Origin of the sequence: Natrialba magadii ATCC 43099 (assembly GCF_000025625.1) — an archaeon.
GTDB lineage: Archaea > Halobacteriota > Halobacteria > Halobacteriales > Natrialbaceae > Natrialba > Natrialba magadii.
This window is the reverse complement of record NC_013922.1, coordinates 2,831,758-2,846,157: the sequence shown is the minus strand read 5'-3', so window position 1 is coordinate 2,846,157 and position 14,400 is coordinate 2,831,758. Positions and strand designations below refer to the sequence as shown.

The following is a 14,400-nucleotide window of genomic DNA, read 5'->3' as shown; positions in this document are numbered from 1 at the left end:
TCGAGGGGGCACCGGCCACGTCAGTCCGCGGGCTCGAACGGCTTTGTCGTCACGAACTCGTCGAGATCGATTGTCGTCTCGAGGTCGGCCGCCGCGACGGAGTCGTAAGGGCGGTTGACGACGATGTCGCCCGCCGTCCGATCGCCGACGCCCGGAATCGCCGTGAGTTCGTCCATCGACGCATCGTTTAGATCGAGCGGGTACGGAACACCCGTTACCGAGCGATACCCGTGGTCGACGACCGCAACGTCGATCGTGCGCCCGAGTTCTCGTTCGCCCGGAATGCCGACGAGCAACGGGTAGGTTCCAAGCTGTCGGCCGAAGGTCTTGCCGTCCTGGTGGTACTCGAGATGCACGTCAGAGAGCACGGTTCCTGGTGGGGCGACGCGTTCGAGCATCGGGTTGTCGATTTCCTCGCGAACCTGGCGTTTGTAGCGTTTGAAGAGCTTCTTGTGCTCGTTTGCGATTTCCGCGCCGGTGTCGGACATGTCGGTGCCGTCGAAGGACATGACCTGGCGGATGTTGATCCGTCGGAGCATGTAGCCCTCGTCGTAGACGCGCTGGAGGAACTCGCGGTTGTGCTGGTAGGTTTCCTCGCGTTCGCCCTTGAGCCCGTGTAAGAGGTTGATTCCGGGGAGGAGTTTCGGGAGCTGACGGACGTTCGAGTCGGACTGTGACGAACCGGCCGTCGGATCGTCCGGCCCACCCGGTCGCCAGCCCGCCTCTTCGTTGACGATCCTGACCGCCTCGAAGCACTCCTCGGCGGTGACGTTCAGGTTGTTCTCCTCCTGGACCAGCGGGTCGGCGGACTCGAGTCCGAACGCGGCGGTGTCGCCGGGCGTGTTGTGCTCGGCGATGATCCGGATCCCCTCGCGGCTCTTCTCGGGCCACTCCACGATGGTGATCGGATTCATGTTGTCGAGGTGGAGCGTCTCGAGGTCCGGCGCAACCTCACGGATGCCGCCGTAGAGCTGTCGAAGGGCGTCGGGATTCGGCGCTTCGCCGTCGCCGCCGTAGGCGAGAATGTCGGCCTGGCGACCGATTCGGTAGTGTTTCACACCGTAATCTGCGAGCGCGTCGACCTCACCGACGACCGTCGGCGGCGGCCGGAACGTCGGGTTGCCGTACAGTGGTTCGGTACAGAACGAACAGCGGTAGGCACAGCCGCGGGACGTCTCGAGTTCGGCGATCAGATAGTCGGGATGGTTCGGGTGTTGTTCGACCACGAACGCGCCCTGTTGGGCCCACCGGGAGACCTCGTCCACGTCTCGCATTCGGTTGTTAAAGCCTTCGAGTCCGCTCTCGACTAAGTCGTGGACGGCGGCCTCGACGTCGCCCTTGGCGACGAAGTCGAAGTCCAGGTCCTGCCGTTCGGTTTCGGTCGCGCCGGCGTTCTCGTCGCCGACGCCGAACTTGACGGGGCCACCCATCAGGCTCGTACCGTTGGCGGTCCACGCCAGTTTGCGAACTTCGTCGGGTTCGGCAGGTGTCCCACCGACGTACTTGCCGGGGACGGTCATCCCGCCGAGATAGATCATGAGATCCGCTTCGTCGACGTCACGCCAGCGGTCTGGCTCGTCGCGCAGGCCGTCGATCGTGTGGTAGGTGATCTGCTCGCGTGGAACGCCAGCGTCGACGAGTGCGCCGGCCGTGTAGCGCGGATACGTCGAGATATACGGCGGCACGCCGAAGTGGGCGGGCTCGTCGACGTAGCCGTCGACGATCGTCACCGAGAGCCCTTCGCTCCCGCGCTCCGTCCCGGAGGCGGGACTGGAGCCAGAGCGGGTACCGGGACCGGAGTCAGTCATAGCGTCGGATAGCGCCTGGAACGACAAAACGGTGACTAACGCGCGGGACGGCGAGGACATCGTGTACGGACCGCCGCAACCGCCGCGTTGATGATCCTGGTCCCGGTACTGTCGCCCATGCCACCAACCGAAGAGATCGTCTGCACTGACGATGACTGCTTCCTCGACCTGTTCGAAAACCACTACACCTACGACGTGCCGGACGAATTCGACGTCTCCGAACTCTCCTGTCCCGTCTGTAGCGGAACCGACTGTCTCGAACCAGTCGAGTTGTGACCGGTCACGACCGTGATCGGCGGCAACGAGCCGTAACCGGGCGCTATACCGTGTCCCCATCGCGCTCGGCGACGCGTCTGACGTTAATTTACTCGTCACCAAAACCAATATGAACGGGGATCACGTAGCCGTACTCCCGGCCATGCTACGCGCTCACTCCCCGCCGTCGCTCCCGTTCAGCACGCGTCGCTCGTGCCAGTATCGCTGCCCTCCATCGCACACTCCTGTATCGGAGGTAACACCGTGACTGCAAACGACCTCGGCTCCTCGATCAAACATGTACTGTATCGCCAGCTCGGTCGCGCGAGCGGGCGCATCCAGAACCACCGCACCCTGGCCGTCGACGTCCTCGAGAACGACACGTCCTATCTCGTCGTCTTCGACGTTCCAGGTGCGGAGACTGACGACATCCAGGTCCGCTACATCGACGGCAACGTCAAGATCAAAGTCGATCGCTTCCGCCCCTTCCGCGAGGAGTACTCGATGCGGTTCCCCGGCCGCGGGATGCACCTCGGCGGCGAGGCCGAACTCCCTCCCGACGCCGTCGTTAACCCGGACGCCGGCACCGCAACCCTCTCTGAGACCGGAACGCTCCGCATCGAGATTCCGAAATCGAGCGCACTTCCAGACGACGAGGCGGACATCGCTGCAGAGACTGGTACTGGTGCTGGTACTGGTACTGGCACTAACACAGACACTGCGATTGACACGGATTCTGGCACTGACACTGACACTGACACTGACACTGACACTGACACTGACACTGACACTGACAGAGATTCCAGCACAGACACCCCGACCGAAACCGTCGAATCCGAGTGAGTACTCGAGTCCCCTGCCCTGTCCGATACTTGACTGTCGGTTCGAACGCCACAGACTAGAGCGTGTGACTTACCGTGGTCTCGGCGTCTCGTTTCCCCATTTTTCGTTTCTCGTTACAGCGGTAGCGAGGCGAAAGCCACCCGTTTACTCCTCAGACTCGAGTACGCAGACGTTCGATCCGTTTCTTGGTCGATGGATGTGTCCCGAGTAGCGTCCGTGCGATGAACCGCCGCGTGCGGTCGAAAAAGCGGTGTTCCTCCCACGGCGGCGGGACGATCGAAAAGGCTGCCGTCGAGTGATGCGTCCGGAGGTCACTCGAGGGACGACGAGTGAGTTCCTGGTCCAATGTCTCGAGGGCGCTCGCCAGGGCGGCCGGATCGCCCGTGAGCGCGACAGCCCCGCGGTCGGCGACGTACTCACGGTATCTGGTAACGAGAATTACTGACGCTCGCGTGAACGCAACGATCGGAAGCGCAGCCAGCAAGAGCATCGGATGCCCCTGTATCGGGGTTGTCGCGTCGTCGTGGGGGTCCGCGAGTGCTGTCTCGAGCATCGTCTCGAACTTCGCGTTGGGCAGGGCCAGCGCGGTCAGAACCGCTGCATCTCGATTGACAGCGTGGGCGAGTTCGTGTGCGAGCACGGCCTCGAGTTCGCGGGTCGAGAGTGCGCTACAGAGGCCAGTGGAAACGATGATCGTCGAGGTGCCTGGTCGAAAGCCGACCGTCGCCGCAAACGGCACTCGTTCCCGACCGAGGCGAACGGTCGGTGCGGGGGCACCCGCCTGCGCCGCGAGGCGATCGACGCGCGCCTGAAGCTCCGCGAGGCTGTACCCGGCTTCGCCGGCTAGTTCCTCGTTGGCAGCCGCAGTGGTCTCGAGGACGTCGATGTCGTCTTCGAGTTGTGCTTCGACGACGCCCCCGCGACCACGTTCTTCTGCGATCGTTTTGCCCGTGTAGTATGTTGCGCTGCCGACACCGATGACCGTGCTGACCACGAGGAGTGCCTCAAACGTCGAGATCAGTGTGGTGGATTCGACGAGCACGGCCCCAACGAGCCAGACGACGAGCGCGCAAAGCATGAGCGCGATCGGCCGCCTCTTGAGGCCGTCCCTGGGGTTTGCAACCTGGCGTGCGACCTGCTCGAGATCGCCCAACCACTTGTTCGAAATGCGACCAACGACCAGCGAGGTCGGCATCAGTCGGCGGTAGAGTCCCGCAGTGAACACCCAGAGACCGACGAAAAGCAGCAACATGGCAACTGCAAACGGGGCCACCACGAGCATGAACATCGACAGCAGCGTGATGGCTGCGACCTCGATGAGAAACAAAAGGACGAACCCGAGTGTGGCGATCGAACCGGCGGCTACTATTCGAAGCCAGAGACCCACTCGTACTCGAGTCCGTTGCAGTGTTTCGTTCGTCATCGTCATCGTCATCGTCATCGTCATCGTTATTGTCGACCGGCGCGGGCTTCCCTGCTAGTTGTTTCAACACTTCTATGTGGTATAGAAAAGCGTTTGCATGTCTCGATGCCGGCGGTACGAGACCAGCCTGTGTAGCAGGGTAGTCTAGCCTACCGCTACCAGTCGCGGCTGATCTGCTCGACTGCGCCGGTGAGCACGTCGACGCCGTGCTGGAGACTCGCCTCGTCCACGTCGAACGTCGCGGTGTGGTGGCCGCCGGGGTGGTCCGTGCCGACGCCGATGTAGCACGCGGAGCCGCCGTTGTCCTGGACCGTCTGCATCAGGAAGGTCGCGTCTTCGCTGCCGCCGAGTTCGTCGCGCTCCATGACGTTTTCGACGCCTGCCGTCTCGCCAGCGACCTCGCTGACAATCGAGACGAGGTCCTGATCACTGGTCGCACTCGGTGCCTCCGAACCGAGTTCGATCTCGACCTCGCAGTCGTGCATCTCGGCGGCGTTCCGAATCACTCGGCGCGCGTTCGAGCGCATGTACTCCATCAGTTCGGTCGTCTTGCCCCGAACTTCAGCTTCGATGTGGGCCTCCTCGGGGATGACGTTCGCCGCAGTGCCGCCCTCGACGACGCCGGCGTTGATCCGCGTCGGACCGTCGCTGTGTCGCGGGATGCTGTAGAGGTTCTGGACCGCTGTTGCCATCGCCTGGACGGCGTTTCGTCCCTCCTCGGGGTGGCCGCCCGCGTGAGACGGCGCACCGGTGAACGTCGCATCGAGGTGGGAAACCGCGAGGAAGCCGTCGATGCCGGCGACGATTTCGCCGGTCGGATGATCGAGGCCGATGTGGGCCGCGAGCAGCGCGTCGACATCCTGGATGTGCTCGCTCGTCGCCATCGACTTTCCGCCGCCGATAACCTCCTCTGCGGGCTGGAAGAACACCTTGAACGTCCCCGAAAAGTCGCTTTCGGCGATTGCTTCGAGCACGCCAACACCGATCGTCGCGTGGGCGTCGTGCCCGCAAGCGTGCATCGCGCCGTCGTGTTCCGACCGGAATCCCTCGGCGACGGGCGCGTGCTCGCCGTCCTCGGATTCGGGCTGTGGCAGGCCGTCGATGTCGACCCGCAGGCCGACCGTCGGTCCTTCGCCGCGCTCGAGGACCGCGACGGCTCCCGTGTAGCCGCCCTCGAGTTGGGACAGAATCTCCTCGTCGATATCGTACTCGCTGGCTTGCTCGTACCACTCGGCGATTTCTGCGTCGTCGGGGACGGCAAGTCGGTGTTCGCCAACGATGGCGTCGGGGCCGATATGGAGTTCGTCCAGATCGACGCGGGACTGGACTTCCTCGACGATGCGCGCGGTGGTGTAGAATTCGCGCCAGGCTGGTTCGGGCTTGCGGTGCAGGTCTCGACGGAGTGTGACGAGGTCGCTCGTGACCATAGGGAGGTATTGTCGAGGGGTGTCAAAGACGTGCCGGCTTGAGAGAGTGTCACACTGTTGTATGTTGTTCGACGAGAATGAGCGTAATCGACAGGTCGCCGTCGCCTTCGACGATCACGTTCACGCCGAGATCGTCCGCAAGCACGTGAACGTTGTCAAGAAGGCCTTTCCCACACCATATTTCGAGATTGAACGGTGATTGGCGTGTCGAATCGAACTTGACGGACGGGTCAGTCGCCCGTGCCTGGATTCGGCGGGCAGCCGGCAACAACCCAGGATCGGTAAGCCAGCCGCAGGCGTCGGTCCGTGAATGGTCCGGATATCGCGGCACGTCGTATCGGTCTCCGTGCACCCTTTTTCAAACCGGAAATACACGGGTCGGCGGGACTCTCGCTCGAAGTCGAAGCCGCTCGCGGTGCGGACAACAGTCAGCGTCCCAACAACGCTGCCGTTCGACGCGAGCGATATACAGCGGGCGGTTGTCGGCATCGCGAACGGTGACACTGTCGCCGACCACCCACAGGTGTCTCGTATTTCAGCTCGAGAAATCGGAGAAATATACGTCTTGTCGGGGCTGAAAGGCCGCGAGCGCGACTGCGGGTCGCGGTTGTGGCTTGTGCAAGGGGGACAAGCCACCGGTGTTCATGCTCGTTAATCGCGGCAATGATCAGCGGTACGTTGTGCCGGCGAATCTATTGACGAATCGACGATTCGGCTCCTGCTCTCGGATCACGAAGGGGGAGTCGTTAATGGTTATACCGACGGATTTCGAGCGTACGAGACGGTTGGAAGGACGACGCATTCGTCCGCGAATACGCCGTCCACGACGATGGTGTGTTCGCTGATGGATATGTGCGCTTCAATACCAGCGAGAGCCACGCTCGCACTAACGACCCGCGGACCTTACCACATCGAGTGGTATCGAAAGAAAAGCTAACACCGTGTCTTAGAGAATTGTTCCTACACAACCTAATAAAATTACAAATAGTGGTGGGATTTAACATTCTATTGCTGCTGCGCTCTGAAAATCAACAACCTATCTCACGAGAGTGGTTGTTGTTAGCCCTTTCCTAAGTTAATAACTAGAATCTATTTCCGATAGTATTTTATACACTTGATTCAAATAATACAAACACAATGCAGAATGAAAGACTATTCGGAAGGAGAGAATGTATCGCTGCAACCGGAACAGCCCTTATAGGCCTAAGTACAGTGCCTGGAACCAGTGTGGCAAAGTCCAATTCCGGATTGAGTACAATAGAAACCGAAAATGGACTGCTCATCACCAAACCAAACGGTGACGGAATTACCAAAGGACATGTAGCGTATGCACGGAATGTGATTCTTTCATTACCAAAATCTGAAGGTGAGAGCGTACACGTAATTGACTCAGAAAAAAGATTTGAGGAGCAGAATCGGCAAGATACTGTCGCATATTATGTCGAATGGAAGAAAAAATCGCCTACGGAACGGTTCTGGTCAGCGCCGTTTGGCCCGGGTGAATCAGGTGCCGAAGAAGTGGTTGAGAAGGCTAAAACAGATGTCGCCGGTGTAAACGTGGCATCCGTGGGTAGTGCCTCAGTTGATCCTGATGATGGGTGGGATGAGATAGGTAATTTTGCAGATCATGTCTATGTAGATAGTGAAGATGTTGACGGTAATGAATACGTTAGTGGTCGTATTGATATGAATATGAACGTGTATCGTGGTGAAGATTACCATCCGGATGATGATGATATAATAGAGTACGCTTGCGGTTTGTCAGGATATGTATGGCCAGGAACATACCTTGATGATCAGGACTCTGCAGTAGATGACGGTCGTGGACTTAATAAGTCAACAACTGTGGAACAGAACTGGGTCCCTTCAATAACTTCGGCTGAAGATGTAGAATTAGTAGATTTCTCACCAAATCGGAATGAGTCGGGTGGATACAGCCTAAGTAATATAACAGTAGGGGTTAGTCCATCTGGACCATATGGTGAGGTAACAGTTGACACCTCTAATAATGAAGTGGACTCAATCGAAAATCAGTCTGACCCTGGAAAAACTGTTGAAACAGAATATGGATATGGATCTCCAACTTCACATGCCGATCGAGGTGGTGACGAAACTTGTAGAGTCAGTAACGCTGGTATTTTTAAGGTAGATTCTTCTGCATCGATATTTATTACTGATGGGGAAATCAAAAGCGAATTTATACATTACTCTGATAATGACTATCCATCTGACTCAATCGATAATGTAGTGACAGACTATGAACCCTGACTTAGACACCATATTATTCGATTATTGAACTATAATTCATACATTATATATTGAAAATACACATGCGGGATTGGGCTAGGTCGAAGCGTCAGCGAATTTGGTCTTAATATCGTGCTTTAAGACCACTCGAACTTGCTACAGTGAACTGAACTGGGCGAACGATCTTGGTTAGTACGGATACGCAGATAGCAGCCATCCAGATCCTACAGAAGTTTTAATACAACTTCATTAAAACATAAAAGTATGTTATCTCGTCGAACAACCCTCCAAGCGACGATTCCACTGTTTGCCAGCCTGCTTTCCGGGTGTGTCTCTTCCATGCTGCCTAGGGATCCACCCATTCTCAGCTGTATCGAGATTGTCAATGTAGACAATCAATCGCATACCGTTCATATTCGTGTCGAGTATGAGAACGAAGAAGTCCTCTTCAATTCGTATACTATCGATGGCCGCGAGGAAAATGGACAAGACCAACAGAAATGGATTTCGCAAGACTGGCCTGACAAGCCGAGTCAATTTCGTGTTCATATGCGTATGGATGCCGATGAAGATTGGATAACATTCGAGTCAGAGGAAAAGTTGGGTGAGCATGCTATCCAGATAGCCTATTGGATTGGGTCAGATGGCAACGGGATACCTGTTTGGGAACCGATCAATACTGACGACTACACTCAAGATTGTAATGAATCGATAATGGCTAACCCAGTTAGGAGAGAAAAGTGATATAACATTTCAAACAGGCACACGAAGACGAATGTATCGTTATCTAGGCACCCCGCGAGCACAGCATGACCAGCCGGGCTGTCGCCTTTGATCGGGCTGATTGCACTTACTAACTCGCCGCTGATCATGTTGCCGAGCACGAGCTGTTTCTGGCTGAAATCATGCGGGATAGACAGCGGTAAACAGTCGGACGCCCCCTCCTTCGTCAGTTCCCGCGACCTGCGCCGTGGATCTGTTCGACTTCGGCCTCGATATGGACCGAGTCGGGGAAGTTCTGCGAGGCGATGTTGCGCGCGAGATTGTCGTGGCCGTGGATCTCGAGTTCGCGGGTGAAGACGGTGTACTCCCAGGAGTCGAAGTGGCGGTCGTCGTCGGTGTGCAGCCGACACGGCTGGGGGACCGAGATTTTCTTCGGCGGATGGGAGTGCGGGCCTTTGAGGGCAGCGCCCTTTCGCTCGGCGGAGGATTTGATGTCGTTAACGATACCGTCGAGGGCGGCGCGATCGCCGCTCTGGAGCGTGAGACGGGTGACGAAGGTCATAGCGGTGTTGTTCATTCTTCCACGGTCGTCGCGTAAAAACCTGCTGAGATACGTCTACGCGCGACGAACAGTCCGATATTCTCTTAACGTCTCATCTATTAGCCCTGTTAATGGCAGTCGAAGCTACGAGCGCAGGCGCGATCCTCTTCCGCGACACGCGGGGCCGGCGCGAGTATCTTCTACTCAAGAGCCGCCCGGGCGACTGGGAGTTTCCGAAGGGCGGTGTCGAAGGAGATGAAGAGCTACAACAGACGGCGATCCGCGAAATAAAGGAAGAGGCAGGTATCGACCAGTTCAGACTACTCGATGGCTTTCGTGAGGACTACGACTACGTCTTCGAGGCCAACGGCAAGACGATCCACAAGACCGTTCACCTCTTCGTGGCGAAGTCGTTCGAGGCGAGCGCCGAGCTCTCGAACGAGCATCGAGACCTCCAGTGGCGCGACTACGAGCAGGCGGTCAACACCGTCACACAAGACGGCCCCCGAGAGATTCTCGAGGACGCCCACGAGTTCCTCGACGAACTCGAGTCGGTCTGAGTGGGCGAGGAATCCAACGCCACCGTACCGCCGGCCCACCAGTAGGGACACCGGCGCACCAGACGTATCTACTCCACTCCACTCACACGCGCTCTACGCTAAACCAGCCACATGACCCCTGACTCCGAGTTCGCCTTCGAACTCCGAACCTGTCGCTGGGCCGAACGCGAGTGGCCACCAGACCGCGGCCACGGCCACGACGACACCCACCACATCGTCGCCCGCCAACTCGGCACCAAACGCCGCCGCTGGGATACCATCGTACTCGAGTGCGACCCCACCGGCCTCCGAAATCGAGCACGATTCGGCGCGAAGCGCCTCGACAGCGACCTCTTGCATATCGTCCGTAACGCGCCTACCGAGTGGGCGTACTACCGCGACGCGCTACCCCACCCCGGCTACCCGTGGCGCTACGTCCGCGAAGCGATCCATCAGGCCGATGACCGCGGGATTCTCGAGATGCGAAAGCAGGGCAACCGCATCCAGATCCGCCGCAAGTGGCCCTACCCCGACTGGATCGAGCGCATTATCGCCATCGAGAACAAGCCCGACCTCGACGCGAGCGCCGCCCGCGCGCTCGGGCCGCAACTCGAGTTCGACGTGGCGCTGGCGCTGGCGGACGAGGTCTGGGTGGCGACCCAGGCGACGGACGAGACGATCACACCGGCGTTGTTCGAGGGGCTACCGGTGGCGGCGGGCATTCTCACGCTCGATCCGGACGCGCTCACGGCCGAGGTAGCCTGGCATCCCAGACAACTCGCAGTCGACGAGCCGGGAACGCGGATACTCGAGCGACCCGATGGCGGCGAGCGCGATGGGTCGGCGGCGCGATTCGAGTACGTCGAGCCGGAGACGAAAGCCGAGAAACGACTCGCACTCGCGGAACGTGCCTACGAGCGCGGCTGGCGGTCGTTCGTCGAGACGATGCGCCCGGACTGTCGTCACTTCGAACTGCGCGCACGGGAGGGACCACAGCTCGTGCCGTACTGCAGCGCCAAGGCGTGTCAGCCGACAGCGGCCGAGTGTTCGGGCTCCTGCCCGGAATTCGAACCCGAGCCGCCGGTCTGGCGAACGAAGGACTGGCCGATCGAGGGCGGCCCGGGAAAACGGTTGCAGCGTCTCCTCGCGAAACGACGGCGGCGACGGCGGCCAGGCCAGAACGCGGGAGGCTGTGACTGACGGAAACTCAGGCAGTACTGTACGTGTCTCGTTCGACGGCAACGACCAACCTGTAAAGCAAGTAGCTGGCGTACAGCCCGATACTGAGCCAGACGACGGCAGTTCCACGGATCTGTTGGGACGATCCAATGCTCCCGTACACAACTGGAGTCCAGACAAGGACGGACACTGCTTCGTGGAAGTACCTGTTGTCCGCACGGTACATTTCACCCGTGCGTCGCTCGACCGCGAGCACTAGCCGGTGACACAGAAAGACCACGTAGAGACTCACACCGAGCCAGACGGGCGAGACGCCGAGGATGGTGTCGAAGAGCGTGCCACCGACAACGGCGACGGAACTCGCACCGAGGAGGGCCATCGCGTCGACGATGGGGACATCGAGGCGGACGACTGCGTCGGACATACCACACACTTGTTAGCACGGTATCAATAGTGTTCTGTTGACGAGTGTACCAACTCGGAGTCCGACTGTGGCCCTGGCCGGTCACAAACCTCCTCGTGAGAAACAACTGCTACTGCGGCGACGAATGCGCCGGAAGCGATACGCTTCCAGCGAGTCACCTCGGGCTCAATGAGCCGACTCTGTCTCAGTGCGTCGGCTTAGTTCGCCGCCTCAACCTCGATTTCGTCTCGTGGTGCTGCCAGTCGGAACGTCGGAACCGTCCGGTACTCTACCTCGACGACACCCTTCCGGCGCAGACTCTGGAGGCCGGAGCGGACGTCCTCCGCGCCTGGATCGACGTCGAACTCGTCTCGGAGCGCGTGTAACACTGAGACGACGCTCTCTGATTCCTCGTCGGGACCGGCGAGTACGTCGACGATCTGTACCTGCAGCTCTGGTACGCGAACGCGGGAAGGTGCACCCTCCGCGTCGGGGTCGCTCTCGATCCCCGGCTCGACGTCGACCAGATCTGCAGCCTCGGCGGTCGCCCGGATCAGGCTGTTGTCGTCGCGAAAGTAGTAGTCGCCGAGTTCGTTCTCCAAGTACTGGTGGACCTCACTGCCGCTTTCCATCTCCCACCGGTCTTGCAACTCGGAATTTTTCGTCGGCTGTAGCTCCACCACGTCGGCTAGCCGTTCCGTGGCCTCCTCCGAGAGCGTCATCGTCGCATCGTACGGGCATGTGGTACTTTTGCGTTGCGTCCCGTCGCGTTCGCCGTTTTCCTGTTTGGCTCCCTTCTCTGGCCGCCGTACCCGCTATCGCACCGGCTGGCGCGGCTCAGTCGCTCCCGACGAACGGCACCGGCTGTGTCTGTTCCAGCGTCTCCTCGATCTGCGTGTAGACGAGGACCGTGCCGATCACGGCGAGCACAGTGCCGAAGATGAACGGCACCTCGAAGCCGTAGCCGACCAGCGCGCCCGAAGAGAGCGGGCCGATAGCGATTCCGAAGCCGAAGGCCATCGTGAGAACCGAGAGCTTCGAACCCGACTCACCCTCGCCTGCAAGGTCTCCCGCGAGCGCGAGCGACGGCGCGAACACCATCGCGCCGGCGATTCCCTGCAGGAGTCGCGCGACGAACATCGTCTCGGAGGTTGGAACGTACCCCTGCGCGAGCGTCGTCGGAATCAACAGCCCCATCCCGACGACGATGAACGGCCGCCGGCCATAGCGGTCGCAAGCGCGCCCGATCGGCGTCTGCAGCAGAATTTGGGCGACGATAAACGCCGCGAACTGGAGGCCGAACCAGGTCGCACCCTGCTCCAGGTGGGTGTTGACCTGCGGCTGGATCGTCGCGAAGAGCGCGATTGCCGTCGCCATGAACAGCGACGCGACGCCGAGCGTGAAGATTGGATTGAGCAGGTTCGGCCCCGGTCGGTCCCACACTGGAATGGCGAGATCCGCGCTCGCGTTCGCCCGCGTCGACTCGGGATCGGTGATCAGCACGGTCACGAGCAGGAAGCTGATGATCGCCGTGATCGCCGCGATGTAGAACGCCGCGTCGAAGCCAGAGATGGATAGCCCCCCAATCGGAAGCGTGTACGGTCCTGCGTTGACCACTGCACCCGCGACGACCGGGCCGGCACCGAAGCCGATCAGTCGGAACGTGTTGTAGACGCCCATGTTCCCGCCGCGGTCGTCCGTGGTCGCGAGTTCGTTGACCAGCGCGACCGACGCAGGAATGATGAACGCGACGCTGATTCCCTGCAAGCCGCGGATGACGAGCAGCGAGAGGTACGATTCGGCGAAGAGATACGCCACGTTCATCGTCGCGAGTCCAGCGAGTCCGATCAGAACGAACAGCTTTCGCTTCCCGGCACGATCCGAAAACCGCCCCGTCAACGGCTGAAAGCTGCTGTTGAGAAAGCCAAAAATCGAGAGGATGATCCCGATGATCATCGACTCTGCCAGCCCGAACGTCGGTCCGCCAACGACGTCGCTGGCCACGTACAGCGGAATCACGATCACTAGAAACGAGTTCCCGATCCCGTCTGCCATCCGCGCGAACGCGAGCGCCAGTACCCGCCGGTCGACGGCGAACTGCGCCGCGACCCGTCGTCCCAGATTCCGCATCGATATACGTCTGCGGCGTCGCGCCCGATTAACATTTCGAAACGAAATATTGCTGAAATCAACTGTCTCGCGCGCCTGCGAGACGATACTCTACCCGACACTACAAGCGCTCGCGGCGCGTCCGTTCTTATTGGGAACCACACTGAAACTGAATGAACTCGAGTCCACCTTCGAGGCACTCGAGTACCCCGTCACGAAAGCCGAGGCAGCGGGCGCGTTCGAGGCAACGACGCTGGTGCTTGCAGACGGCGAGCGGAATCTGGGATCGCTTCTCGGGGCGGCACAGGAGGAGCGGTACGAGTCGGCTGGTGGACTCGAGGCGGCGTTGCACAACGTGTTGCCACGGGAGGCAGTTGGGGAGCCGTTTCAGTCGGAGGGCTGAGCCGCTTCGTCAGCAAGAACGGTGAGAGCGTCTCCGAATCCAAACGGGCCGTTTAAGTCTCTCGGCCGACGTAGCCCGGACAACGATGGAATTCTGCGACGAATGCGGTTCGATGATGAAAGCCGACGATGGGCTGTGGGAGTGTGGCAGCTGTGGCTATACGAAACCCAAAGGCGACGCCGACGAGTACGTCGTCACGGACAGTCAGGAGGCGACCGAGGTTATCGAGTCCTCCGAGGAGACGTCGCTGCCCGAGACCGACGCCCACTGTCCCGAGTGTGGCCACGACCGCGCGTACTGGTACATGCAGCAGATTCGTTCGGCCGACGAGTCCGAAACGCGCTTTTTCATTTGCTCTGAGTGCGAGCACAAGTGGCGCGAAGACGATAACTAGAACCGAACTTTTTCTCTGCGTGCGGTCGCTTCGCGACCACACTCGGAAAAACTTCGATGAAAAACACTCCTCCTTCCGTTCCGACTCGCTTCGCGAGTCTCCACAT

At 59.7% G+C, this 14,400-nt stretch carries 16 protein-coding genes and 1 pseudogene; 9 read left to right on the top strand and 8 right to left on the bottom strand.

Features of this window, described 5'->3' with window-relative positions:
• Positions 1 to 20: 20 nt before the first annotated feature.
• Positions 21 to 1,808, bottom strand: a complete 1,788-nt coding sequence (locus tag NMAG_RS13320) for a radical SAM protein (RefSeq protein WP_004214949.1) — start codon at positions 1,806 to 1,808, stop codon at positions 21 to 23.
• A gap of 117 nt (positions 1,809 to 1,925) precedes the next feature.
• Here NMAG_RS13320 and NMAG_RS22160 point away from each other — a divergent pair, with 117 nt between their 5' ends.
• Both NMAG_RS22160 and NMAG_RS13310 read left to right on the top strand, forming a co-directional pair.
• Positions 1,926 to 2,084, top strand: a complete 159-nt coding sequence (locus NMAG_RS22160; RefSeq protein WP_004214950.1) for a DUF7559 family protein — start codon at positions 1,926 to 1,928, stop codon at positions 2,082 to 2,084.
• 243 nt (positions 2,085 to 2,327) lie between these two features.
• Positions 2,328 to 2,906 (top strand): Hsp20/alpha crystallin family protein, encoded by a 579-nt coding sequence (locus NMAG_RS13310; RefSeq protein WP_004214951.1) that lies wholly within the window; start codon positions 2,328 to 2,330, stop codon positions 2,904 to 2,906.
• 151 nt (positions 2,907 to 3,057) lie between these two features.
• Here NMAG_RS13310 and NMAG_RS13305 read toward each other — a convergent pair whose 3' ends face one another.
• The 3 genes from NMAG_RS13305 to NMAG_RS13295 form a co-directional block, all read right to left on the bottom strand.
• Entirely contained in the window at positions 3,058 to 4,353 is a 1,296-nt protein-coding gene (locus NMAG_RS13305; RefSeq protein WP_004214952.1) for a M48 family metallopeptidase, read from the bottom strand.
• A gap of 131 nt (positions 4,354 to 4,484) precedes the next feature.
• Positions 4,485 to 5,756: an amidohydrolase gene (locus NMAG_RS13300; protein WP_004214953.1), complete on the bottom strand. Its 1,272-nt coding sequence runs from the start codon at positions 5,754 to 5,756 to the stop codon at positions 4,485 to 4,487.
• A gap of 49 nt (positions 5,757 to 5,805) precedes the next feature.
• The gene (locus tag NMAG_RS13295) at positions 5,806 to 6,087 is read right to left on the bottom strand and encodes a hypothetical protein (RefSeq protein WP_148221916.1); all 282 of its coding nucleotides are present in this window, start codon (positions 6,085 to 6,087) and stop codon (positions 5,806 to 5,808) included.
• Between the two features lie 180 nt (positions 6,088 to 6,267).
• On the opposite strand from NMAG_RS13295, the pseudogene NMAG_RS22480 reads away from it, so the two are divergent.
• From NMAG_RS22480 to NMAG_RS13290, 3 genes and pseudogenes are all read left to right on the top strand, one after another.
• Positions 6,268 to 6,707 (top strand): annotated as a pseudogene (locus NMAG_RS22480) (IS1595 family transposase); the annotation flags it as partial.
• A 186-nt stretch (positions 6,708 to 6,893) separates the two neighbouring features.
• Positions 6,894 to 8,024 carry a hypothetical protein gene (locus NMAG_RS21025; protein WP_004214954.1) on the top strand — a complete coding sequence of 377 codons (1,131 nt, stop codon included), beginning with the start codon at positions 6,894 to 6,896 and terminating at the stop codon, positions 8,022 to 8,024.
• A gap of 243 nt (positions 8,025 to 8,267) precedes the next feature.
• Complete coding sequence (locus NMAG_RS13290; RefSeq protein ID WP_012996720.1) at positions 8,268 to 8,747, top strand: hypothetical protein; 480 nt, start codon at positions 8,268 to 8,270, stop codon at positions 8,745 to 8,747.
• A gap of 205 nt (positions 8,748 to 8,952) precedes the next feature.
• On the opposite strand, the gene NMAG_RS13285 is transcribed toward NMAG_RS13290, so the two are convergent.
• On the bottom strand, positions 8,953 to 9,288 hold the full coding sequence (locus NMAG_RS13285; RefSeq protein ID WP_049916225.1) for an uS10/mL48 family ribosomal protein: 336 nt from the start codon (positions 9,286 to 9,288) through the stop codon (positions 8,953 to 8,955).
• A 110-nt stretch (positions 9,289 to 9,398) separates the two neighbouring features.
• Between NMAG_RS13285 and NMAG_RS13280 the strand changes: the two genes are divergently transcribed.
• Both NMAG_RS13280 and NMAG_RS13275 read left to right on the top strand, forming a co-directional pair.
• Positions 9,399 to 9,827: a bis(5'-nucleosyl)-tetraphosphatase gene (locus NMAG_RS13280; RefSeq protein WP_004214958.1), complete on the top strand. Its 429-nt coding sequence runs from the start codon at positions 9,399 to 9,401 to the stop codon at positions 9,825 to 9,827.
• A gap of 111 nt (positions 9,828 to 9,938) precedes the next feature.
• Positions 9,939 to 11,006, top strand: coding sequence for a DUF5787 family protein (locus NMAG_RS13275; protein ID WP_004214959.1), 1,068 nt, complete (start codon positions 9,939 to 9,941; stop codon positions 11,004 to 11,006).
• A 7-nt stretch (positions 11,007 to 11,013) separates the two neighbouring features.
• Here the strand turns inward: NMAG_RS13275 and NMAG_RS13270 are convergent, their stop codons facing one another.
• The 3 genes from NMAG_RS13270 to NMAG_RS13260 all read right to left on the bottom strand — a co-directional run bounded on the left by NMAG_RS13270 (position 11,014) and on the right by NMAG_RS13260 (position 13,518).
• On the bottom strand, positions 11,014 to 11,409 hold the full coding sequence (locus NMAG_RS13270; RefSeq protein ID WP_004214960.1) for a hypothetical protein: 396 nt from the start codon (positions 11,407 to 11,409) through the stop codon (positions 11,014 to 11,016).
• A gap of 197 nt (positions 11,410 to 11,606) precedes the next feature.
• On the bottom strand, positions 11,607 to 12,110 hold the full coding sequence (locus tag NMAG_RS13265) for a DUF5797 family protein (protein WP_004214961.1): 504 nt from the start codon (positions 12,108 to 12,110) through the stop codon (positions 11,607 to 11,609).
• Between the two features lie 115 nt (positions 12,111 to 12,225).
• Positions 12,226 to 13,518, bottom strand: a complete 1,293-nt coding sequence (locus NMAG_RS13260; protein ID WP_004214963.1) for an MFS transporter — start codon at positions 13,516 to 13,518, stop codon at positions 12,226 to 12,228.
• A gap of 130 nt (positions 13,519 to 13,648) precedes the next feature.
• Between NMAG_RS13260 and NMAG_RS13255 the strand changes: the two genes are divergently transcribed.
• Together NMAG_RS13255 and NMAG_RS13250 are read left to right on the top strand one after the other, a co-directional pair.
• Positions 13,649 to 13,900 carry a DUF5789 family protein gene (locus NMAG_RS13255; protein WP_004214965.1) on the top strand — a complete coding sequence of 84 codons (252 nt, stop codon included), beginning with the start codon at positions 13,649 to 13,651 and terminating at the stop codon, positions 13,898 to 13,900.
• Positions 13,901 to 13,985: 85 nt separating this feature from the next.
• Positions 13,986 to 14,294, top strand: coding sequence for a transcription factor S (locus tag NMAG_RS13250; protein ID WP_004214967.1), 309 nt, complete (start codon positions 13,986 to 13,988; stop codon positions 14,292 to 14,294).
• The last annotated feature ends 106 nt before the right edge of the window (positions 14,295 to 14,400 follow it).